The sequence below is a fragment of the Paenibacillus sp. J22R98 genome (genome assembly GCF_059383835.1).
On sequence record NZ_JBXENW010000006.1, the window covers coordinates 115,186 to 137,346 of the forward strand.

The 22,161-nt window shown below is 50.5% G+C and carries 17 protein-coding genes; 5 read left to right on the top strand and 12 right to left on the bottom strand.

Annotated features, from left to right (window positions below; genetic code table 11):
• Window positions 1–85: 85 nt before the first annotated feature.
• From AC50Y3_RS18130 to AC50Y3_RS18165, 8 genes are all read right to left on the bottom strand, one after another.
• Window positions 86–1,816 (bottom strand): cache domain-containing sensor histidine kinase, encoded by a 1,731-nt coding sequence (locus AC50Y3_RS18130; RefSeq protein WP_494820132.1) that lies wholly within the window; start codon window positions 1,814–1,816, stop codon window positions 86–88.
• Complete coding sequence (locus AC50Y3_RS18135) at window positions 1,813–3,210, bottom strand: response regulator (protein ID WP_494820133.1); 1,398 nt, start codon at window positions 3,208–3,210, stop codon at window positions 1,813–1,815. The genes AC50Y3_RS18130 and AC50Y3_RS18135 overlap by 4 nt, the downstream gene beginning before the upstream one ends.
• 86 nt (window positions 3,211–3,296) lie before the next feature.
• Window positions 3,297–4,073 (bottom strand): class I SAM-dependent methyltransferase, encoded by a 777-nt coding sequence (locus AC50Y3_RS18140; protein WP_494820134.1) that lies wholly within the window; start codon window positions 4,071–4,073, stop codon window positions 3,297–3,299.
• Between the two features lie 103 nt (window positions 4,074–4,176).
• Window positions 4,177–5,373 carry a MalY/PatB family protein gene (locus tag AC50Y3_RS18145; RefSeq protein ID WP_494820135.1) on the bottom strand — a complete coding sequence of 399 codons (1,197 nt, stop codon included), beginning with the start codon at window positions 5,371–5,373 and terminating at the stop codon, window positions 4,177–4,179.
• Window positions 5,374–5,478: 105 nt separating this feature from the next.
• Window positions 5,479–6,471 (bottom strand): L-glyceraldehyde 3-phosphate reductase, encoded by a 993-nt coding sequence (gene mgrA, locus AC50Y3_RS18150; protein ID WP_494820136.1) that lies wholly within the window; start codon window positions 6,469–6,471, stop codon window positions 5,479–5,481.
• 66 nt (window positions 6,472–6,537) lie between these two features.
• Complete coding sequence (locus AC50Y3_RS18155) at window positions 6,538–8,343, bottom strand: B12-binding domain-containing radical SAM protein (protein ID WP_494820137.1); 1,806 nt, start codon at window positions 8,341–8,343, stop codon at window positions 6,538–6,540.
• Between the two features lie 165 nt (window positions 8,344–8,508).
• The gene (locus AC50Y3_RS18160) at window positions 8,509–10,089 is read right to left on the bottom strand and encodes a stalk domain-containing protein (protein ID WP_494820138.1); all 1,581 of its coding nucleotides are present in this window, start codon (window positions 10,087–10,089) and stop codon (window positions 8,509–8,511) included.
• Window positions 10,090–10,195: 106 nt separating this feature from the next.
• Window positions 10,196–11,077: a helix-turn-helix domain-containing protein gene (locus tag AC50Y3_RS18165; RefSeq protein WP_494820139.1), complete on the bottom strand. Its 882-nt coding sequence runs from the start codon at window positions 11,075–11,077 to the stop codon at window positions 10,196–10,198.
• 146 nt (window positions 11,078–11,223) lie between these two features.
• Here AC50Y3_RS18165 and AC50Y3_RS18170 point away from each other — a divergent pair, with 146 nt between their 5' ends.
• The 3 genes from AC50Y3_RS18170 to AC50Y3_RS18180 all read left to right on the top strand — a co-directional run bounded on the left by AC50Y3_RS18170 (window position 11,224) and on the right by AC50Y3_RS18180 (window position 15,376).
• On the top strand, window positions 11,224–12,057 hold the full coding sequence (locus tag AC50Y3_RS18170) for a phytanoyl-CoA dioxygenase family protein (protein ID WP_494820140.1): 834 nt from the start codon (window positions 11,224–11,226) through the stop codon (window positions 12,055–12,057).
• A 1,212-nt stretch (window positions 12,058–13,269) separates the two neighbouring features.
• Window positions 13,270–14,391: an RluA family pseudouridine synthase gene (locus AC50Y3_RS18175; RefSeq protein ID WP_494820141.1), complete on the top strand. Its 1,122-nt coding sequence runs from the start codon at window positions 13,270–13,272 to the stop codon at window positions 14,389–14,391.
• Between the two features lie 16 nt (window positions 14,392–14,407).
• Window positions 14,408–15,376 (top strand): helix-turn-helix transcriptional regulator, encoded by a 969-nt coding sequence (locus AC50Y3_RS18180; protein WP_494820142.1) that lies wholly within the window; start codon window positions 14,408–14,410, stop codon window positions 15,374–15,376.
• Here the strand turns inward: AC50Y3_RS18180 and AC50Y3_RS18185 are convergent.
• Complete coding sequence (locus AC50Y3_RS18185) at window positions 15,373–16,044, bottom strand: MBL fold metallo-hydrolase (protein WP_494820143.1); 672 nt, start codon at window positions 16,042–16,044, stop codon at window positions 15,373–15,375. The genes AC50Y3_RS18180 and AC50Y3_RS18185 overlap by 4 nt on opposite strands.
• An 811-nt stretch (window positions 16,045–16,855) precedes the next feature.
• On the opposite strand from AC50Y3_RS18185, the gene AC50Y3_RS18190 reads away from it, so the two are divergent.
• Together AC50Y3_RS18190 and AC50Y3_RS18195 are read left to right on the top strand one after the other, a co-directional pair.
• Window positions 16,856–17,464 (top strand): DUF2087 domain-containing protein, encoded by a 609-nt coding sequence (locus tag AC50Y3_RS18190; protein ID WP_494820374.1) that lies wholly within the window; start codon window positions 16,856–16,858, stop codon window positions 17,462–17,464.
• A gap of 35 nt (window positions 17,465–17,499) precedes the next feature.
• Window positions 17,500–17,853, top strand: a complete 354-nt coding sequence (locus AC50Y3_RS18195) for an antibiotic biosynthesis monooxygenase family protein (protein WP_494820144.1) — start codon at window positions 17,500–17,502, stop codon at window positions 17,851–17,853.
• 73 nt (window positions 17,854–17,926) lie between these two features.
• Here the strand turns inward: AC50Y3_RS18195 and AC50Y3_RS18200 are convergent, their stop codons facing one another.
• The 3 genes from AC50Y3_RS18200 to AC50Y3_RS18210 all read right to left on the bottom strand — a co-directional run bounded on the left by AC50Y3_RS18200 (window position 17,927) and on the right by AC50Y3_RS18210 (window position 22,115).
• Window positions 17,927–19,426, bottom strand: a complete 1,500-nt coding sequence (locus AC50Y3_RS18200) for an IMP dehydrogenase (RefSeq protein ID WP_494820145.1) — start codon at window positions 19,424–19,426, stop codon at window positions 17,927–17,929.
• 132 nt (window positions 19,427–19,558) lie between these two features.
• Entirely contained in the window at window positions 19,559–20,980 is a 1,422-nt protein-coding gene (locus tag AC50Y3_RS18205) for a S41 family peptidase (RefSeq protein ID WP_494820146.1), read from the bottom strand.
• 187 nt (window positions 20,981–21,167) lie between these two features.
• Window positions 21,168–22,115, bottom strand: a complete 948-nt coding sequence (locus AC50Y3_RS18210; protein ID WP_494820147.1) for an aldo/keto reductase — start codon at window positions 22,113–22,115, stop codon at window positions 21,168–21,170.
• Window positions 22,116–22,161 lie beyond the last annotated feature (46 nt).

Genomic DNA, 22,161 nt, shown 5'->3' on the forward strand with positions numbered 1-22,161 from the left:
TTCTTCATTTACCGGGGATGACCACTAATAATCTCATTTTCTCACCTGTTGTAACCATTTTCGCACCCTTCTTGCACCCAATGCGTTAAAAAGGGATCTTCAGCGTTACCGTCGTTCCCTGCCCGATCCGGCTGTCTATCGCGAATAGACAGTCATCGCCGTAGTGGGCTTGAATGACTCTTTTGACATAATCGAGTCCAATGCCGAGACCGGAATCGCGCAGCGGATTTTTCTCTTCCAGCATGACTTTGGCGATCTCCTCCGCTGTCATCCCTTCGCCGTTATCGATGACTTCGATGATCAAGTAATGATCGCTGACTTTATGAATGTCGAGCGTTATTTTTCCATTCTCGTCGCTTAGGCCGTGATAGAGCGCATTCTCAACGATCGGCTGCAGAATGAAGCGGGGAACGTCCGTATCGAGCAGCCCCTCATCAATGTCGGTAACGACCTGGAACTCGCAATCGTACCTGACACGCTGAAGCGCGATATAGTCTTGTATGGCTGCCAATTCATCTCGGAGCGGCACGATTTCTCCTTTTTTTCCAAGGTTATAGTGAAGAATGCGGGTAAAGACCGATACAAACTGGTCGATCTCCGTTTGGCCCTTCATCCGGGCAAGCCATTGGATCGTATTTAAGGTGTTGTGAATAAAGTGCGGGTTGATTTGATACAGCAGCTTCTCCACCTCTAATTGCCGCTTGTTCGTTTCTCTCAGCTCGATATCTCCGATCAGATCCTGAATCCGGGTTCTCATCTGATAGGATTTTTGCATGACAATATCAAACTCTTTAATGTTGGTGTAGCTAACCGGAGAATCGAATTTGCTGCTTGCGAGCAGTTGAATGTCATGGCCGACTTTCTTTAAGGGACGATAAACCGTTCGCCACAGCGCATAAGCAGACAACAGACTGACGAATAGGCTGCCGGAACCAATTAAGATATATTTGACCAGCCATTTATGGAACTCTTTCTCGAAATCTTGTTTCGCAATGACGACCATCAGCGTCCATCCTTGCTCATTAGGTTGACCGAAGATATAGTAGTCCCCTTGTTTCTCTTTAAACGTGCCGCCTGTGCCGGCGGTCGCAAACGGTTGTCCAACCTGATATTTCTCCGGAAAATCGCTGTAAACGATGCTGCCTTGATCATTGATCAGTACATTAGAAGCCTTCATGCCATATTGCTGCTTGTCCATGATTTGTTCGAACAATTTATTATTCGTTTCCACGTACAGGTACACTTGGTCTTCCCCCGTTAAATACACGGGCCTTACCAATGAAAATACAATCTTCTTCTTTCCATAACGATACAGCGTTTCATGCGGCCCGTAGAAGGTCACGGCTTTCCCCGCTGCCAGACGAGGCAGTTTATCGAAGCTGAAATTGCGATCCACAACCAGATTCTCAAACTTGACCTCTTTCTTTTTCGGAAAATAATAAAACATAACGCCGAGATTGGGGTTCGTAAAGTTAACCAGGTTCAAGTTTTGCTGGATATCTTGACTCAGCTCCATTTGCTGATAGATGCTCTCCGTCGTCAAATAATCCGTCAATTTCTGACCGACGTTGCCTTCATTGGTGAGCTGCAGCGAAGCGTAATCCATATTGTTCAGCGTACTGTTCAAGTTGTAGCTGCCCTGGTTGAGCGAGTTGAATAAACCGCTTTCAATTTTCTTGCTCGTGATTTCTTCAATCGATAGATACGATACCCATCCTAGCAGAGCTAATGGAATGAATGCGCTGAGCAGCAGAATGAGAATGAGTTTATTTTTGAGCGATCGTGCTCTCCGTTGTTTGGGTATAGGTGCGTTCACAATGTCCTCCCGCTTTTCTTCCCGAACTGTTTTCGATGATCCAGCGGATTTCTCCCGAACTGTTTGAAGAAGACGCGGCTAAAATATTTTTCATCCTGAAAACCCGTTTTTTCGGCAATGGTGTAGATCGGCAGCAGCGTTGACTCGATCAAGACAACTGCCTTCTCCAAACGCAAATGTTTGGTGTACTCGCTATAAGGCTTCCCTACGATATCTTTAAAGCACCGGCTGAAATAGCTGCCGCTCATTAAGAACTTTGCCGCCAATTCATCGCGATTAAAGTCATAGTCGCTGCTTTCACGGATAAGGCGGATAGCTTTCATAACAAGGATGATAATATCTGTAGAGTAAGGAAACGCTCCCGTTTTATCGCGCAAAGCTTCTCGTAAAGCTGCGAGCCACGCCGAGGTTTGTTGCCAGAAGTAAAGCGTATCTTTATCTGCCAGAATGTCTCCAAATCCATCCTCGCTTAATACGGTGAACCAAAGGGCAAGGTGCTCATCGATCAGCTTCATGATCGTATCGCGACTAGGTCTTAAATCGGCGATTGCTACGAGAATTGCTTGGAACGCTTCATCCTCATAAATCCAGTTCATCTCTCTCCAATTGCTATACAGCTTGTCCCAGTCATTCGAGCGTTTCGTTTCGTCCAATAGCGGCATGTTCAAAGAAATGAAACCGAATTTCTGACCAGGCTGAAAGTCATAATAGATTTGCTGGGATGTTTCAGACTGGACTGCTTTGCTGATCGCATGAACCGATTCTTGGCTTGCGCCTTCAATATCCACCCATAGCCAGTTCTCATGACGGGTTATAAATTGCCGGGTGTCGCTGTCGATTTCTTGATGCTCCTTGCGGAACAGCCACATGCCGCTGCTTAGATCAAGGACATGCTCGGATCTGTTTATCTCGGCGGGGAATGCAGTTTGATGCGATGTGCCGGCAGCAGCCATGTCAACCAGCAGTCCGAAATGCTGGCCTCCCGGTTTCTCCTTTCGATACGAGCCTGCGCTTTCGTGTTCAATACGGTCTAAGATCCGGCCGATGATCTCTTCGATCTTCTCTGTATCGAGCTGCGTCTTAACGATATAATCCAATGCGCCCAAGCGCAGCGCCTCTTGAATGTAGTCAAAGTCCTGATGGCAAGTAAGCACAACCATTCTGGTCTGGTGAAATTGCTCCCGTATGGCTTTCATAAGCTCGATGCCATTCATAACCGGCATAGTCAAATCTATAAAAATAAGATCAACCTGATGCTGATGCATAAACTCGAGCGCTAATTTTCCATTGACCGCTTCACCAATGATTTCGATCTCGAATTGCTCCCAGGGTACGATTGATATAAAGCCTTTCCGGGCCAGTTTCTCATCGTCTACGACGAGTGCTGTAATCATTAAAATCCCCCCTTTTGCTGGTATCTATAGAAAAGCCGCCTCAGGAACAGGCGGCTTTTTGAACTCCCTAAGTACACCTTAAGCTTTTACTTTGTTTTTCGCGCAGTTACTAAAGGCTGATAATACCCGGATTCGGTTGGCATCAACCACTCGATTTCCGAGAATCCCGCTTTCATCAACATCGTCGTTAATTCTTCACGCAATAAAGCTCTGTACCTGGTTTTATAATGCTTCGTTATCCAATTTTCGTTTATTTCTTGCATAATAAACTGGTTCGTCTGATAGGTTGTCGCATCATCTGCCCAATCCCAAACCTGAAAAACAATACGCTTACCCTGGTCGAAAATACGCGGCTCTGTAGCTCTGGGCTTTTCTCGTGCCAGCTCATCGTAATCCCGGATTGTGATCAGAAGAACGCCGTCATCATTAACTTTCGCGTACATATTGGTTAGAGCGAGATATAAATCTTCATCCGTCAGGAGGTGCGGGACTGCATTGTCTGCGGAAAGAACGACATTAAACGTACCTGAAACCTCTCGTGCCAACGAACGAAAATCAGCGACTCCAAAGTTGATTTCAACCCCGCAAGCTGCTGCCTCTTTTGTTGCTCTATCTATCGAAACTGAGCTTAAATCAGTGCCCGATACTTGAAATCCATGCTTAGCAAGCCCAATGGCTTGTGTGCCGATCCCGCAGGAGCAGTCAAGAAGCGAGAGCCCCGCTTTGTCCGGAGCTGCCATCTTTGCATGAATGATTTTGCTTAAAACCTCACCTTGTCTAGCAATAGCCTGATTCCAATCCACGAAAATGAGGTGATACGCTTCAGCCAGGTCATCATAAAAGTCTAAAACAGAATCTTCCAATATGCACACCACCTATCGGTATTCGTCGTTTTCAATGAGTTGGACCTAATTATAGTGATAAAGTGCAATCATGTATACTACATAAAACGTTATATGATATAGATCAAAAGCTATCTACTGCAATCAAATGCAGCGAGTTCACGGCGGCTTCGATTTGATCCAGCGCTTGCAGCAGAACCGAATGTGGACAGGCTATGTTCATGCGCATGAACCCTTCACCGCTCGCTCCGAAGGAATAGCCTTGATTCACGGCAACCCTCGCATTCTGAATAAAGAGATGATCCAGTTCCTCTCGTGACAGTCCCCATTCTCGGCAGTCCAGCCATACCAAATAAGTGCCCTCCGGTTCAATGACTTTGATTTGCGGAATCCGCTCCTCCATAAAGCTTTTTACCAGCTGCACGTTCTCTTGCAAATACAGGATCAACTGATCCAGCCAATCTCCGCCATGCCGGTAAGCGCTCTCTAATGCGATAACGCCAAACGTATTAGGGGAGTTTATAGATAAATCGTCCATAGCTTTGTTCAACGAATCTCGTAATTGCGGGTTAGGAATAATCAGGCTCGACGTATGCAGTCCTAATAAATTGAAGGTTTTGCTTGGTGCAATACAGGTGATGGATTGTTGTGCAAAAGCATCCGATATCGAGGCAAATGGGACATGCGTATGCTTGTTGAAGACCAAATCGGAATGAATCTCGTCAGCAACTATGAGAATGTTGTGCTTGAGGCAAAGCTGTCCCAGCCGAGTAAGCTCTTCTTGGCTCCAAACTCTTCCCACCGGGTTATGCGGGCTGCATAGAATGATCATCTTCACGCTCGGGTCGAGCTTCGATTCCAGGTCATCCAAATCCATCGTATAGCGTCCGTTGTCCAGCATGAGAGGGTTATCGACAATTTCACGTCCCTGAGCTTGAATAAGACGGAAGAAATTATGATAGACGGGCGATTGCACCACGATCTTATCTCCCGGGTTCGTAAATGTGTTTACGATCACAGATAACGAGGGAACGACACCGGGGCTGTTCGCTATCCATTCCCTCTCGATCGTCCAGCGATGTCTGTTCTTCAGCCATTCCGCGATAGCATCGAAATAAGATTCCGGCCGAACACTATAACCGAATACACCATGCTCGGCGCGTTTCTTTAATGCATCCACGACTTCCGGCGGTGAGGCAAAATCCATATCTGCCACCCACATGGGAATGGCATCCTTCATGCCAAAGAAGTTCTCGAGCTCGTCCCACTTTAAGCTGGCACTGTTGCGGCGATCAATGATTTGATCAAAATTATATTTCATATGTCCACCTCTAGTAGAGTACTCAGAATTATTAATCATTATATTGGCACTCCTCTGAAGCTGTCAAAAAAAAAGCCTTGGAGGGATTCCTCCAAGGCTACGGTACTATTTGCGTAAAATATCTTCGATGCTAGCCAGCTCTTCGCTCGTAAACGAGAGATTGTTCAGCGCTGCAACGTTGTCTTCGATTTGGCTGACGCGGCTTGCGCCGATCAGTGCCGAAGTGACGCGTCCACCGCGAAGTACCCATGCCAGCGACATTTGAGCCAGCGATTGTCCGCGCTCTGCTGCGATGGCATTAAGCTTCTGCAGCTGGGCTATACGCTCCGGCGACACCGCGCTTTCGCTCAGGAAGCCTGTTGCGCTTGCCGCACGCGAATCGCTTGGGATCCCGTTCAAATATTTGTTCGTCAGCAATCCTTGCGCCAGTGGGCAGAACGCGATGCTGCCTACGCCGTTCTCTTCCAGCACATCCTGCAAACCGTTCTCGACCCAGCGGTCGAACATGTTGTAGCTCGGCTGATGAATGACAAGCGGCGTGCCCAGCTGCTTCATGATCGCAATGGCTTGCGCCGTTTGCTCTGCACTGTAGCTGGAGATGCCGACATAAAGCGCTTTGCCGGAGCGTACCATGTGATCCAGCGCGCCCATTGTTTCTTCAAGCGGCGTTTCCGGATCCGGACGGTGAGAGTAGAAAATATCGACATACTCCAGGTTCATCCGTTTCAAGCTTTGCTCCAAGCTTGCAATCAGATACTTGCGGGAGCCCCACTCGCCGTACGGGCCAGGCCACATATAATAACCGGCTTTGGAGGAGATGATCAATTCGTCGCGGTACGGTTTAAAGTCCGAGAGCATGATTTGGCCGAACATTTCTTCTGCAGATCCTGCCGGAGGACCGTAGTTGTTCGCCAAGTCAAAATGCGTAATGCCCAAATCGAAAGCACGGTGAAGCATCGCGCGGCCGTTCTCAAACTTGTCCACGCCGCCGAAATTATGCCAAAGCCCTAACGAGATCGCAGGCAGTTTAAGGCCTGTACGTCCGCAACGGTTGTACTTCATCGTTGCATAACGCTCTTGATTAGCTGCATATACCATGTTCATTGCTCCTTAGTAGTCCGGATTATAAAACCTCTTAGAGTTTACACCATATACCAGACCGGCTCAAGTTAAGCCGGAAGGAACCAGCGATTGGGTAAAGAATTCAGGTGACCGGGAATCGCCCTTGCCGCCTCCGCTGTAAATGACGACGAGCAGCGTTTCTTCTTCCATCGAAACGACGCCTTCCTCCAAGTACCGCTTCAGCTGGAATGGCAATCTCTCGATGACAGCATGCTTCTGAAGCTCCTTCTCGCCAAGCCCCATCGCGGCAAAAGCTTCCGATACGTCCGCAGGACGCTCAGCAAGACGCTGCATCCAGCCGCTCCACTCTGCCTTCTCCATGCTGAACTCCCACCACACTTTGCGCGGCTTGTAGTTGTGATTCAAGAAGTAATCCAGCTTCATGAGGCCAAGCGCGACATCAAGTTGCCATGCAGCAGATCCATCCTTCGCATGAGCTTCCGTAAGAAACGCCCACAGCCGTGAGAACAGATCCTCCAGCTGGTGACCGATCTTCTGCCAGCCGCGGCCTTCCCAATAATCGCCGAACTGCTGGAAGAAGTCGAAGGCCGACGGGAATGCCCGCTCCACCAGATAAAGCAGCGTATGATCCATCCGATGCGCGTTCCAATACTTCTCGAGCACGTCCTCTACGCGTTTGATTCGAACGATGTCCGAGAACGGCATGATGTCATTGCCGAGAATTTCGTATGGCGCACGGTCCATATAAATATAGCCGTGCTTCTCCGCGTCAAGCCGCATGCCGGTGCCGCGCAGCATCTTCAGGAAGCCAAGCTGCAGCTCCTCGGGACGCAGCTCAAACACGTCGTTGAACGTCTTGCGGAACGAATCGTAGTTCTCGTGCGGCAGTCCGGCGATCAGATCGAGATGCTGATCGATTTTGCCGCTTTCCTTGACCTTCATGACCGTCCGCGTAAGCTTCATGAAATTCTGACGGCGCTGCACCGCTTCGTTCGTCAGATCATTGGTCGATTGCACGCCGATCTCGAAGCGGAAGATGCCCGGCGGCGCGTGCTCCGCCAAGTAATCCAGCACTTCCGGACGCATAATATCCGCCGTGATTTCAAACTGGAATACGCAGCCGCCGTGATTCTCGATGAGAAACCGGAAAATCTCCAGCGCATAATCGCGTTTAATATTAAAGGTGCGGTCAACGAATTTGATCAGCTTCGCGCCGGCATGAATCAGGTAGAGCAGATCCGATTTGGTTCGCTCCATATCGAAATAACGGACGCCGACCTCGATGCTCGACAAGCAGAATTGACAGCTGAACGGACAGCCCCGGCTTGTCTCGAAATAGACGACACGGCTTGCCAGCCGCGGCACATCTTCCTCGAAACGGTGCGGCGAAGGCAGTGTCGCCAGATCAAGCTTCGGACGAGGCGGATTCACGATAATCTCCATTCGTCCGTCCTGGTGCTCCTTGCGATAGGCAAGGCCAAATACCAGATGGAATTTGCGCGTATCCGCCAGCTCCGTGAGCAGATGATGGAACGTCTCTTCGCCTTCCCCAACGACGATATAATCGACCTGAGGCAGTCGTTCGAGCCAGAATGCAGTGTCGTAGCTCACTTCGGGACCGCCAAGAACGATGCGGATCTCGGGTTTGATTTTCCGCAGCATGTCGATCACTGTAATGGTCTCTTCAATATTCCAAATATAGCAGGAGAAACCCACAACATCCGGGTTGCGGGCGAATAAGTCAGCGACGATATTCATCGCCGGGTCCTTAATCGTGAACTCCGCGATATCAATATCAAAATCCTTCTCCGCGTATGCCTTCAAACAGCGCAGCGCGAGCGAGGTGTGTATATATTTCGCGTTTAAAGTGGAAAGTACTACTTTCATTGCACGTCATTCCTTCATTTGATTGAATGTGAACCTGGACTAGCCTAACTATCCCATTGTAACGAAAATCAACCTAAAAAAGAAGAGCAGCCCATGAAGCGCGGCGGCTGCATACGCATCCTGCCTGGCTCAACCGGTCTGCTCCTTGTCTTTTAGATCGATCCGCTATGCGCGAACGCTTACGATTACTTTATCTTTGCCTTGATACGAAATCACAGGGAATTTCACGCGCCATTTGCCGTTTCCAAGCGCAGTTACTTCATCCGGGGCGAAGCCGCGCGGCTCGAAGCTAAACTCTTGATCGTAATACACGATCAGCTGGATTGTATCGTCCGGGAGCATACGACGCAGCTCATAGCCGGTGTTCAGCGCCCACGTGCGCATATCGTCATTGGACGCATGACCGTACTGCATGTAGATCGCCGGATCGATAACCGCACTCACGACGAGCCATCCTTGCGAATCCCGGTTCACTTCGATTTGCCCAAGTTCCGTTGTGCCGCCTGTTGTATTGAGCTCCGCGAACTGATCCTTAATCAGCTTCTTAATCGTATCCGTGGATTCGCCTACCAGTGTTTTCGGAAGCGTTGGAGGCAGAAACTCGATCTTCGTTGGCGGTGTTTCTTCCAAATCGTATTTCAGCATTAAGATATTCATAGAGGATACGGCAAAATTCAAATCAGCCTGCGTGGTATCAATACCGGCAGCCGTAATCCCGATCAGTTCGCCGTAATCATTAAACAAACCGCCGCCCGAGCTTCCGTGGTCGATAGGTACGCTGATCTGGTAATACTGTGCGCCATCAAAGGTAATGTTGCTGATTACACCGTCGGAAATCGTATTTTGCAGGCCTAATGGACTGCCGATCGCTACGACATGATCGCCTTTGGCTGCGCCGACACCGATTTCAACGGGATCAACATGAAGCGCCGTCTTCGTCTTAATGATAGCCAAATCGTAATCCTCGTTATAGCCGACTACGCCTTGAATCTCAATCTCTGTGCCATTTAGAAGCAGCGCGCTTGCTTTGGTCGCATCCGCAATGACGTGATAGTTGGTCAATATCTCGTCTTTCCCAATGACAACACCGCTGCCTTGCGCAGTGTCCGTCATGATCATCACGACTTTATCATCGTTCTTCGCGACGATTTGTTTGGTTGTCATAAGAACAGGGTGCTTCTCTTGCGCTGCTTGATCAAGCGCATCCTGCTTCTTCTGCTCGATGGCCTCAGCGGACATGATCTGAATCACATGCTTCGCTTGATTAAACTGCACATCGGCTCCAAGCGCCTCTGCAATGAAACGAAGCGGCACCATGGTAGCCCCATTCAACTGCTGCGGGGCTTGTGATAGCAGAATGGTTTTGCCATTCTTGACCGCTTTCTTATTGCCAAGCTGCAAGGATATCGTTGTACGTCCCTTAACAGCAATAATTGTCTTGCTCTTCGGTTCCCAGGTTACACTCGCCTTCAGCGCCGTAAAGATTACTCGCATGGGAACGAAAGTCGTTCCTTTCTGCGTCAGCGGCGCGGGGCTGATCGCCAGCTTCTTGCCGTCTACGAGGACAGAAGTAGTCTGGTTGGTCGGTTTATTAGCGGCTGCGGCATAGGCTGCCGGGGCGGTTGCTGATGAGCCTGCTGTTGCGGCTTCTGCCGTGTTCACGTTCATGGAAAACGGTGCCAGTACAAGACCTGCAGATAAGACGGATAAGAGCCATTTTTGCTTCAATTTCATAGTCAGACTCACGCGCTGTTTCCTCCAATAATCCCTAAATCTTACATCAAACTATCGTATCATCCACCCTCTATTTTGTCTATCAAATGCATTTGCTAGATACTAGAAAAACATAGTGCTATTGCTGCTTGAATTCCGTCGGCGTAAGCCCCGTCTCTTCTTTGAAATTCCGCGAAAAATAATGAACGCTCGCATAGCCTAGCCGCTCCGCAATGACCTCCATTTTCTCCCCGCTTAGCAAATAGTACTTGGCCTTGCGAATTCGTTCGGAGATGAGATACTGCTTCGGACTCTCACCGGTGCATTTGCGAAACAGCGAAGAGAAGTAGATGACATGATAGCCGCACAATGATGCTAGCTCCGCTACGCTCCAGTTCTTCTCCGGTTCCTTGTTCATGGCATGCAGAGCCGGGTCGATCTTGCGCTGCTCCTGCGATTTGGGACGTTTGGTCAGCTGGTTTCGCACGATAACTGACAGCAGCTCCGTCATCAGAGCACGCATCACGATCGTGTAGCCGGGCTGCTCGTTTAAGTACTCTTTTACAATCCGCATCATTATCGGTTCAAGTCCTGGAATGGTGAAAAAAGGCGGCAGCTCCAGCTGCTCTTGACCTGTTATATCGAGTTTGTAGCTGCTTCGTCTGCTGGACAGAAGCGTCTCTTCGCTGCAGCTCTCAATCGTGAAGGCCGGATGCACGGGCTCAAGCGAAGCGCCGCGATAGGTAAAATGGATGCCGATAAAAACGACCTCGCTGGATATCGTCAATTTATGCGGACAATGGGGGCCATACAGCGCGCTGTCTCCCGGTCCGAGCACGCAGCGTTCTGATCCGATCAGCACCTCAGCTTCTCCTGAGAGGATGTAGAACAGCTGATAGTCCGGGATGATTCGGGGTCCAAACACCATCTGCGGCTCTGCTAGGGCATGGCTTGCAAAATTAACGGTAGGCAGCAGATCTTCGATCGCGCCAATTACATAATCGGGATGTGGCAGCGACATGTGGGGATCGACTCCTTTATCACAATATTTGAAAAGTGCAAAGCCCTGTTGTGTATGTGTAAATACACCGCTTTCAAATTGTCTTATGCTTAGCACATAGCAGTTAAGGAAAGCCAAACTAATAAGGGGTCAGGGAGGAATCATCTATGTTAAGTCAAGCACAAATCACGGAATTTGAAAACAACGGGTTTCTGAAAGGCGACGTCGTGCTAAGCGATTCGGAGGTTGAGGCACTGCGCGAAGAATTGGATAAAGTCATGAATGGCGAAACGGTGAAAAAGCCGGTTCTGAACCATAACATGCTATCTTCGGACTCCCCTTACGACAATATGAAAATGATCGCGAGCGAAAAAGTGGTCCAAATCGTAAATATTTGGCTCGCCAGCGATCGGTTCCTGCAGCATGCCGCTCATCCGGTCATCTGCGAGGAGGTTGCGCAGCTGTCGCATACGGATTCGCTGCGAATCTGGCATGATCAGATTCAGTATAAGCCTCCGGTTACCGGCGGACCGACTGCGTGGCATCAGGATCATCCGCTATGGCCGATCATCCAGCCAGCTGATCTTGTGAGCGCATGGGTTGCGCTTGATGATGCCGTCATCGAGAACGGCTGCATGTGGATGGTGCCGGGCAGCCACAAATGGGGCAACCATCAGCGTTACCTCTCCAGCACGAAGGAGTTCAAGCCATTCCACAAGCGTCCGGAGATGCTGCCGAACAATGCCGTCGTCGAAGCGGTACCGTTCGAAATCAAGAAAGGCCAAGTGGGCTACCACCACTGCCTGACCTGGCACGGCAGCCCGCATAATCGCTCCGACATGAAACGCCGCGCCATCGCGGTTCATTATATGCCGGGCCACACCCGCTACGAGCCTATTGGCGAGCATGTCATGCTCTCCTATGTGAACGTCCAGCCGGGCGAGCTGCTGGTCGGTGAGCATTTTCCGGAAGTGTACCGGAGGCAGGGGGTACAGGTATAAGATTGGAGCCGAGCGCGCTTTGTTGCTCGGCTTTTTTTGTGCCGCCTGCGGCGGCTTGGGGGTTGGGGCGGCGTTGAAGTCGCTGGGGCGGGGAGGTTGTTGGAGCGGCTGGGGCGGCGGAAAGGGTTTGCTTTTCGCGAGGGTTTCCGACTGGTTCGCCGCTGAACGTTCCATTTTCGAACTCTCGCCTCCTACCGCGGCTGAACCGGGGCTGTTTCGTGCTGAGAGTGTGATTTTGGTACTCTCAGCTGTTTTTTTCGGCTGGTTCGCCGCTGATAGTTCCATTTTGGAACTTTCGCCTCGCCTCCTGCCATGGCTGATCCAGAGCTGTTTCGTGTGCTGAGAGTGCGATTTTGGCACTCTCAGATGCGTTTTTCGGCTAGTTCGTCGCTGAGCATTCCATTTTGGAACTCTCACCTCCCACCATGGCTGATCCGGAGCTGTTTCGTGTGCTGAGAGTGCGATTTTGGTACTCTCAGCTGCGTTTTTCGGCTAGTTCGTCGCTGAGCGTTCCTTTTTTGAACTCTCACCTCCCACCATGGCTGATCCGGAGCTGTTTCGTGTGCTGCTGAGAATCGGTTTTTCCGACTCTCAGCTTCGTTTTTCTATGAATTCGCCTCTGAGAGTCGGATTTCCCCACTCTCAGACTCGGGCGATGGTTAGTTTGGTATGGTTCGCGTGCTGAGAGTCGGTTTTTCCGACTCTCAACTTCGTTTTTCTGCTGTTTTGCCGCTGAGGGTCGGATTTTTCAACTCTCATGCTCAGGCTATGGTTAGTTTCGGAGCGTTCGTGTGCTGAGAGTCTTGCTTTTCTCTAGTTACTACCATGCCACACCTCACCGAGAGCGGTATAGCCGCTTATGTGCTCCACTTTTACCCCGTTTTGATGCTGTAAGCGGTATATCCGCTTACAGCCCTCCAGAACGGCGAATTTAGTTTAGTTTCGGCGATTGTGCAGCATCTTTAGCGGTATATCCGCTTACAAGCTCCACTTCGACCTCATTTTGATGTTGTAAGCGGCATACCCGCTTACAACGTTCCGATAGCAAACCTAATCATCCCGCGCCTCACCACTTATATCAGCTACCAATTGGAGCATCCTAGACGACACTTCGCACAAGAAGCGTCCAAACGCTCAATGTCTTATTTGTATGACTGCGCTTCTTTCGGTATAGTAAAATGAATATACAATTCGTACTAGGAGCGTTTATGAATGGATAATAAGCAACAATCAAGATCGCCTAAACAAAAATCGAATGCCGGGAACAGACAGTCCGCGGCATTCGGTAAGTCCGGATCGGGAGCTTCCCGCGATTCCCGCGGCGCTTCCGACTCCCGCGGCGGCAAGCCCAGCTTTGCCGGCAACAAGCACGGCAAAGCCGCCCCAGGCGCGCGCGGCAACGCCGGCGCCGCCAGAGCAGCGGCAGCGCCGCGCCAAGCTGCACCGGCGCCGAGCCGCAGCTACCCCGTGCAAGAAAGCGCCGAGCTGCTGGCGTTCTTGCTTCAAACCGTGAAAGGCGAAGGGCGCAACGCCATCAAAGCGATGCTGAGCCGCGGACAAATCGCGGTGGACGGCAAGACGCAGAAGGTGTTCAATTTCGCGCTGAAGCCGGGACAAACCGTGACCGTCTCCAAAGAGCGCATCGTCGAAGCGCCTCCGCTGATTGGGTTGTCGATACTTTTTGAGGATGACGATCTCATCGTGGTTGTGAAGGAAGCGGGACTATTGTCCATCGCCTCCGATCAAGAGTCGGAGCTGACCGCCTATCGACAGCTAACCGCACATGTTCGCCTAACAGATCCAAGCAATCGGATCTTCGTTGTCCATCGCCTCGACCGCGACACTTCCGGCGTCATGATGTTCGCTAAGAGCGAGCACGTACAGCAAGAGCTTCAGAACGCATGGCAGGACACGGTGAAGGAACGCACTTACATCGCGCTTGTCGAAGGACAAGTCAAGAAGCAGGAAGGCACCATTTCATCGTATCTCAAAGAAAGCAAGACGCTCAAAATGTACTCCACCTCCAATCCAACTGACGCCCAGCATGCGGTAACGCATTACAAAGTGCTGCAGAGCAACAGGAACTATTCGCTGCTCGAGGTATCGCTTGAGACCGGCCGCAAAAATCAAATCCGCGTCCATATGGAAGACATCGGCCATCCGATTGTCGGCGATAAGAAGTATGGCTCCAAATCAAAGGCCATTCCTCGCCTCGGTCTCCATGCGCGTCTCTTAGCTTTCTTGCATCCGTCTACCGGCAAGCTGGTTCGCTTCGAAACCGATATTCCGAAGCTTTTCTTGAATCCGTTCAAGGACGGCTTTATTCCTAAATAAAAGGAGGCAGCCCTCCGTGTCCAAAGCAGACAACATGCTGGCCATTCTGTGGCTGCTCAAAGCAAATAAACGAATGACCGCCAAGCAGCTGGCCGACTCGCTCGAGATGCATATCCGAACCGTATACCGGTACATCGATGCGCTCTGTGCGAGCGGCGTTCCGATAGTGGCCGATTCCGGCCATAATGGCGGATACAGCCTGCTTGAGCATTTTAAAGAATCGCCGCTCTTCTTCGATCTCGAGGAGCAAAAGGCGCTCATTCATGCCGCTCTCTTCGCTCAAGAAGCGGGTTATCCGTACGGCGACGTGCTGAAGCAAGCTGTTACCAAATTAAAACGCTACACCAATGAGGCGCAGCGCAGCGAGATAGAACGGCATATGGTTGGGTTTGAGGTTGGAAATCCTTCCGCACCTCAGTCCAATAATAGCGAGGCTTTCCTTCAACAGCTGGAGCAAGCCGTCGCGAGCTGTACGACGCAGCATATGGTCTATCAGAAGGGCTACGGCCTGGATGAGCAGGAACGCTCCATCGACCCCTATGGCCTCGTGCATTGGAGAGGAAAATGGTACATCATCGCGCACTGCCATCTCCGCCAATCCACGCGCAGCTTCCGTGTGGACCGCATCATAGCGCTAAACGGATCGGACCTTATATTCGAGCGTCCGGAAGCCTTTTCGGCGCGTTCTTTTCTAATCCAGAATTTAAAGCGACAACCCGAAGGTGAAGATCAGCTCATCTCCATCGTGATTAAAGGCAATCTGCAAGCGCTGAATGCACTATCTGAAATGTGGCTGTTCAGCGAAGCGCTGGTCAATCGTTCCGTCGATACCGCCCATTTTATGATGGAGGAGCATTTGCTCCAAACCTTCGTCCCCTATCATCTGCTTAGCTTCGGAACTCGCATACATGTGCTGGAACCGTTACGGCTGCAAGATCGCCTGGTCGAAATAGCTGGTCAGCTTCTTCAGCACCATTCCCGTTAATGCGCCCTGCTTGCAGCTTGGTACGCATCGAGCTGTGCAGCGGGCTGCATCACCGGCCCCCCATGACAAATCTCCAATCGTTTCGGCTTCAGCTTTCGCACGATTTCGCTGCTTCGAACCGCTTCTTCCATATCCGCCGTAAACGTCGCCATCGGCTTGCGCAGGCGGCCTTTCTTCGAGGTAAACAAATCTCCGGCCAGCAGCATACCATCTTGCTCATGGAAATACACAACATGCCCTGGTGCATGACCCGGCGTATGATAGACGCTCAAGCTGCCGATATTTGAAAGTCCGGCATCGTCCTGTTTCAGAGGCTTCGCTAGGCCGGCTTTTACCGACTGGCCTGCTTTCTTGCGCCCCGGATAAGGTTTGCTCCCCTCCATGTACGGAAATTCAATCTCATGCGCATATACCTCGGCTTCAGGATACCGAACCAGCAGACCTGTAACTGCACCGACATGATCCGAATGTCCATGGGTAAGCACGATCCGTTTCAGCGGACCCGCCTGTAATTGATCTATAAAAGAAATGATGCCCTTCGTCATAAGCGGAATCCCTGCATCCACCAGCGTTACGCCGTCCTCCTCGCGTACCACCCACACCCGGAAGGGGATAATCATCCAGGTCCGCAAACACCATACATGTTCAGAAATTTGCTCGATTTTCATACGAAAACCACTCCTATTCCTATGTGTCTTCCTAGCTTCAATCCATTATAACCAACGGTTACTAACCACTGGTTATAATATATGCTCCGGCCAGCTTTCTGTCAATACATTTTCCGCCTCCTTCAAGAAACGACAAATTTCGATATATGGAGGAATTGTAAAGAATCCTGAGAAAAGACGAGATAATAGGCAAATATCTCGCCGCATTGGCATTATTTTGATTTTTCTGAATATTTACATAATAGGCGAATTGCCTGTACACTAAGGTCAGATCAAACAAGCAGCTCGCCCCTAAGCCGAGAGGCTCGGGTAGAGAAGAAAGCCGGTTGATCGAGAAGATCTCCACTTTCTGTGAGAGGGGATAGTCCATTGAAGAAGGTTAGCGAAGTATGTCCCTCAATGATTCGGGAAAGGAGTTATCCGGTATAGTTGTTTTCGGGACATGCGGGAAACGGTGAGCAAAGTCGTTATTCAAGACAATGGTCAGGTTGAATTGCAAAAATAACAATTTGAAATCTAAGAATGATGATCCATCAACAGTAAGAGCAAGATCAGCGAAATCTGAATGAGCGCCGGTTGTTGTTTGGAATACGGAATGGAGTGCAGTATCCAATTGAATAGGAATGGTTCATATCGATAGGGATTTCGGTTGTCATAGACAAGCGAAATCCCTATTATATTGCGTTCTTAACGATATCCGAATCCACCCCATGCCTATTTTACATATTTCGGATTGACATGTTCATCTAATTAGACTATCTTCTAATTAGATGACTATCTAACGTATATCGAAAGGCAGGCCACAGCCATGATGCAGCTTGATAAGATCGTCAATTATCATAAAGCACTCGCTGATCCGACTCGGATCCGCATGCTTATTTTGCTCGCGGAGGGTGAAATGACCGGACAATTGCTTGCGGAGAAGCTTTGCTTATCCCCCGCAACCATCACACATCATGCAGCCAAACTGCGGGCAGTCAGCCTCATTCACGAGCGCCGCGACAAGAATGCGATTTTCTTCTCGCTGGATCATTATTTTCTGGGGCAATATGAAGGCTCGCTGCAAGCAATTCTTGCGCGGCCTGCGACGAAGGAAACGAAGGAGATCGAACCGATGGACGAGAAGAACGAACGATTAAAGCAGTCTGTTCTGCGCAATTTCATCACTGCAGATGGTAAACTAAAGCATATCCCCGCTCAACTGAAGAAGAAACGGATTGTGCTGGAGCATTTGGCGCAGATGTTAGAGGAAGGCAGAAGCTACACGGAGAAGGAGCTTAACGAGTTTATCAAACAGTTCCATCCCGACTTTGCCACCATTCGCCGCGAATTCATTATGCATGCTTACTTGTATCGCGAGCAGGAAGTGTATGAACGGAACCCGCAAGAAATGTGGGAGCGTTGGGAAACGTTATCCTAATTTAATCTAGTCCATTATGGGAGGTAATCGTACCAATGAGCAATCAATCGAGCGGCCATCGCGAGCCCTCAGGCATCGCCAAAACACCGGAGCCCCCTTATTACGCCGTCATCTTCACCTCACACCGGACATCCGGTGACAATGGCTACGGCGATATGGCCGAGCAGATGAGCACGCTGGCTGCCGAACAGCCCGGTTTCCTTGGTGTAGAAAGCGCACGCGACAGCGATGGGCTGGGCATCACCGTATCCTACTGGAAATCCCTCGATGCCATTAAGAATTGGAAGGCCAACCCCCTCCATTTGACTGCGCAGGATAAAGGAAGAACAGACTGGTATGCCTCCTACAGCGTGCGAATCAGCCGTGTGGAGCGTAATTATTTTTTCTAGAATTAAACTTTCTTACGGAAAAAGGGCTGCCCGGCGAATCGTTGCAGATTCCATCCGAGCAGCCCTATTCTAATTATTCGCCGGCAATGCTGTTCTCTTTCAAAATAACGTCATGCGCGCCGCCCTCAATGATGCTCGTCGCCGAAACCAGCGTGATACGCGCATTCTGCTGGAGTTCTGCGATTGTTAGCGAACCGCAGTTGCACATGGTGGATTTGATTTTGTGAATGGTCTTGCTCAAGTTCTCATGCAAGCTGCCCGCGTAAGGAACGTATGAGTCTACGCCCTCTTCGAACATCAGACCCGCTTTGCCGCCGGTGTCGTAACGCTCCCAGTTGCGTGCACGGTTGGAGCCTTCGCCCCAGAACTCTTTTACAAAGTTGTTGCCAACCTTCAGCTTACGAGTCGGGCTCTCATCGAAACGGGCAAAATAACGGCCCATCATGACGAAGTCCGCACCCATGGCGAGTGCCAGCGTGATGTGATAATCGTGCACGATACCGCCGTCGGAACAAATCGGAACGTAGATGCCGGTTTTCTCGAAATATTCATCGCGCGCCGCAGCAACCTCGATCATCGCCGAAGCTTGTCCGCGACCAATCCCCTTCTGTTCGCGCGTAATGCAGATAGAACCGCCGCCGATGCCGACTTTGATAAAGTCCGCTCCAGCTTCCACGAGGTACAAGAAGCCTTCTCGGTCAACGACGTTACCTGCGCCGATCTTCACATCGGAGTTCGATTTCACGAAATCAATCGTTTCCTTCTGCCATTCCGAGTAGCCGTCGGAGGAATCGATAACGAGTACATCCACGCCTGCAGCCACAAGTGCCGGTACGCGTTCTGTATAATCCTTCGTATTGATACCCGCACCTACGATATAGCTCTTATTCGCATCAAGCAGCTCTGACGGATTTTCTTTGTGCTCATCGTAATCCTTACGGAAAACCAAATAATCCAAATTGCCCTGCTCGTCTACAACAGGCAGACAGTTCAGCTTATGATCCCAAATGAGATCATTGGCTTCCGAAAGCGTAATCCCGGATTTGCCGTAAATCAGCTTCGAGAACGGCGTCATGAACTCACTAACCGCCTTGGTCTGCGGGTCCCGGCTGATCCGGTAGTCACGGCCGGTCACGATGCCAACCAGTTTGCCTTTCGGCGAACCATCGCTTGTAATCGCAACGGTGGAATGGCCCGTACGCTCTTTGAGCTCCAGCACATCCTTCAGCGTGTGTTCAGGCGTCAGGTTCGAGCGGCTGACAACGAAACCCGCCTTGTAGCTCTTCGCTCTGCGCACCATCTCCGCTTGTCCTTCCACGGACTGGGAGCCGTAAATAAACGAGATGCCGCCGCTGCGCGCGAGCGCAACAGCCATTCGATCGTCAGAGACAGCCTGCATAACAGCGGATGAGAACGGAATATTCAAGGTATATGCCGGTTTCTCGCCTTTCTTGAACTTCACGATCGGGGTTTTGAGATTCACGTTTGAAGGGTTGCAATCCTTCGTTGTCAAATTTGGCACCAGCAGAAATTCGCTAAAGGTGCGGGATGGTTCCATGTAATAATGAGCCAAAGATGTCGCCTCCTGCAATCCATTTCCGGATAAATTCTTACAAGCATATCACAGTGATTTAAATCGCGCAATGGAAGTTGTCGCTTCCGACTTTACTCCAGTATTTCAACGATAATCGCTTCGAAAAGGTTGCTACTTAGCCGATTGAAGCAGCGAAACCGCCTTGTTTCGTTGTGGATCCTCGACTTCGAATTTATCGGTCAGCTTCAACATCATACGGTAAGCAGTCTTGTCGTTCATCGCGCCGGTTTGCGGTAAATCTTCATTTGCTTGGAAGCTGCGAACTGCTGCAGCCGTATCCTCATCATAGATGCCTTTGCCTGCTCCTACCGCATATCCGAGCGCTTGCAGCAAACTTTGCACCGTTTGCACCTTGTCGCCATAATCGCCAATTTCCAATTTCAAGCCAGCCGCAAGACGCGGCAGCTGCGCATAATCAGGCGCCGAAACCACATAGCCCGGCTCGATGCCCTTCTTATGAATCCATTGACCGTCCGGCGAACGCCACTGCGCCTCCGTCAGCTTAAGCACAGAGCCATCTTTCAATTGACGGAAATTCTGTACGATTCCTTTACCGAACGTCTTCTCGCCTACGACTTTGGCATCGGCAGTCGCTTTGAGCGCTGCAGTCAGCACCTCGGCAGAGCTTGCCGTATGGGCATCCACCAGAATCGCAATCGGCAGCTTCCATGGTTCTTTCTGTTTCGATTGATGAGTAATAACGCGTTTCTCGCCTTTATACACGACTTGTACGATCGTTTTCCCCTTCGGAACGAAACGATTTGCGATCGTAATGGTCGGATCAAGCAAACCGCCCGGGTTGCCGCGCAGATCGAGCAGGAGCGACTTCATCCCCTTCTTCTGCAGCGCTTCAATCGCAGCGTTAAATTCATCCGCCGTCTTCTCAGCGAATCGGCTGATGGTGATTTCTCCTACTCCATTAGGCAGCATGTTCGAAGTAACCGTCAGCACTGGAACGGCACCACGCACAACCGAAATGGCAAGCGGTTTACTTAAGCCCTCCCGCTGAACGGTCAGCTTCGCCGTCGATCCTTCTTTGCCCTGCACAAGCTCCTTCAGCTTCGTTAAGTCGAGTCCTTTGGCCGACGTTCCGTCGATCGAGACAAACACATCGCCAGCCTTCAAACCGGACTTCTCCGCAGGGGCGCTCTTAATCAATTTATCGATGATAAACCGCCCATCTTCCTCACGAATTTCAACGCCGATTCCGACAAAATGATCCTCGTAGGAGCTGATGTATTGCTCTCCGCGATCTCCCGTTAAGTAAACCGAATAAGGATCGCCAAGCGAGCCGACCATGCCTTCCGTAGCACCGTCGACAAGCGCCTTCGAATCCGCGCCTTCCAAGTAACGATTCATGATTTCTTTATACGCGTAAGATAAATTGCGGAATGCCGGCTCCTTCATTATGGGGTACTGAAGCAGCATGCTGAACCTTCCCCCTGCAAATCCAACCACAACCGCTACTGTCAGCAGTACAGCCATGGAAACGCGCCGCCGCTGTTTTACCGCTTTCTCACCATAAATACTCACTCAGACACCTCTTCCAAAATGAACCTGTAACTCACTCTATCGCATTCGAGCGGCTGTCGCAAGTTCCTTCCCGGCAAAGCAAAAAGACGCCCCCGCGCACAGGAAACAGACCCTATTGCTGCAACGCTGCAACAGTCTGTTCGTGCTAGGAGACGCCTTATAAAGTTCTATTCGTGTCGCTGAAGTGCTACAGCGCCGCTTTCTCTGTAAGCAGGTTTAGCCAATCACGCTCGGCATCGGATAGTGCAACCGGCAATGCCTTGAGGCTGTCATGCAGCTCGCTTGGCTTATGCGGTCCGATAATTGCCGCGACCGGAAATGGCTGATTCAGTACATAGGCCAGTGCGATATGATTCGCGGTTACGCCGTATTTCTCCGCGAGCAAAGCCGCCCTGCGCTTGCGCTCCCAGTTCTCAGCGCTGTAATTGACGCGAACCATCTCAGCGTCTTCGCGATTATCTTCGGAATAGCGGTCTGTAAAGAACCCGCCGGATTGCGAAGACCAAGATAAAATCGGCAGCTGCGACTTCTCATGCCAAGCTTCGTCCTCCGCTGTTGTCGTGACACAGCCTGCCCAGCGCGCCTCATTAGGTCTTGCCAGCGCTAAATTCGGACTGCTGCAAGCGAAGCCTGTCATGCCATGTTTCGCGGCATAAGCATTGGCTTCTTGTATGCGGGCCACGCTCCAGTTCGATGCGCCGATTGCACGGCAGCGACCTGCGGCGAGCTGATCATTGAGTCCTTCCAGAATATAGCCGACGTTCACATTCGGATCGTCGCGGTGAAGCATGTACATATCCATATAATCCGTTTGCAGCCGCTCAAGCGACTCCACCAAATCACTTTGAATGCACGTTTTGGTCATGCGGGATTGCTCGTAAGGATGTGCGCCTTTCCCGATGATGACAATCTCACTGCGGTTCCCGCGCTCCACCATCCATTGCCCGATAGCCTGGGCTGAGCTCGCACCGTAAATATGCCCCGTATCAATGGCGTTGCCTCCGGCTGCTACATAAGCGTCAAGCAGTTCGCCGGAATAATCCATCCGATCAATATTAAGCATCATCGAGCCTTGAATGAGCTGCGTAACTCCCTGCTCAATGCCTGCAATTGCGATTCGTTTCATAGTCGTCATCAATTTGCGCTCCTTCATATCGTTATATTGATCATTATAGTAAAGG

Bases quoted from the DNA above. Each gene is read 5' to 3' on its own strand.
- AC50Y3_RS18195 (WP_494820144.1), top strand. From the start codon at position 17,500: ATGAGCAATCAATCGAGCGGCCATCGCGAGCCCTCAGGCATCGCCAAA.
- AC50Y3_RS18165 (WP_494820139.1), bottom strand. From the start codon at position 11,077: ATGTCGCTGCCACATCCCGATTATGTAATTGGCGCGATCGAAGATCTG.
- AC50Y3_RS18185 (WP_494820143.1), bottom strand. From the start codon at position 16,044: ATGAAAATCGAGCAAATTTCTGAACATGTATGGTGTTTGCGGACCTGG.
- AC50Y3_RS18190 (WP_494820374.1), top strand. From the start codon at position 16,856: ATGCAGCTTGATAAGATCGTCAATTATCATAAAGCACTCGCTGATCCG.
- AC50Y3_RS18175 (WP_494820141.1), top strand. From the start codon at position 13,270: ATGGATAATAAGCAACAATCAAGATCGCCTAAACAAAAATCGAATGCC.
- AC50Y3_RS18210 (WP_494820147.1), bottom strand. From the start codon at position 22,115: ATGACGACTATGAAACGAATCGCAATTGCAGGCATTGAGCAGGGAGTT.
- AC50Y3_RS18135 (WP_494820133.1), bottom strand. From the start codon at position 3,210: ATGATTACAGCACTCGTCGTAGACGATGAGAAACTGGCCCGGAAAGGC.
- mgrA (WP_494820136.1), bottom strand. From the start codon at position 6,471: ATGGTATATGCAGCTAATCAAGAGCGTTATGCAACGATGAAGTACAAC.
- AC50Y3_RS18155 (WP_494820137.1), bottom strand. From the start codon at position 8,343: ATGAAAGTAGTACTTTCCACTTTAAACGCGAAATATATACACACCTCG.
- AC50Y3_RS18145 (WP_494820135.1), bottom strand. From the start codon at position 5,373: ATGAAATATAATTTTGATCAAATCATTGATCGCCGCAACAGTGCCAGC.
- AC50Y3_RS18170 (WP_494820140.1), top strand. From the start codon at position 11,224: ATGTTAAGTCAAGCACAAATCACGGAATTTGAAAACAACGGGTTTCTG.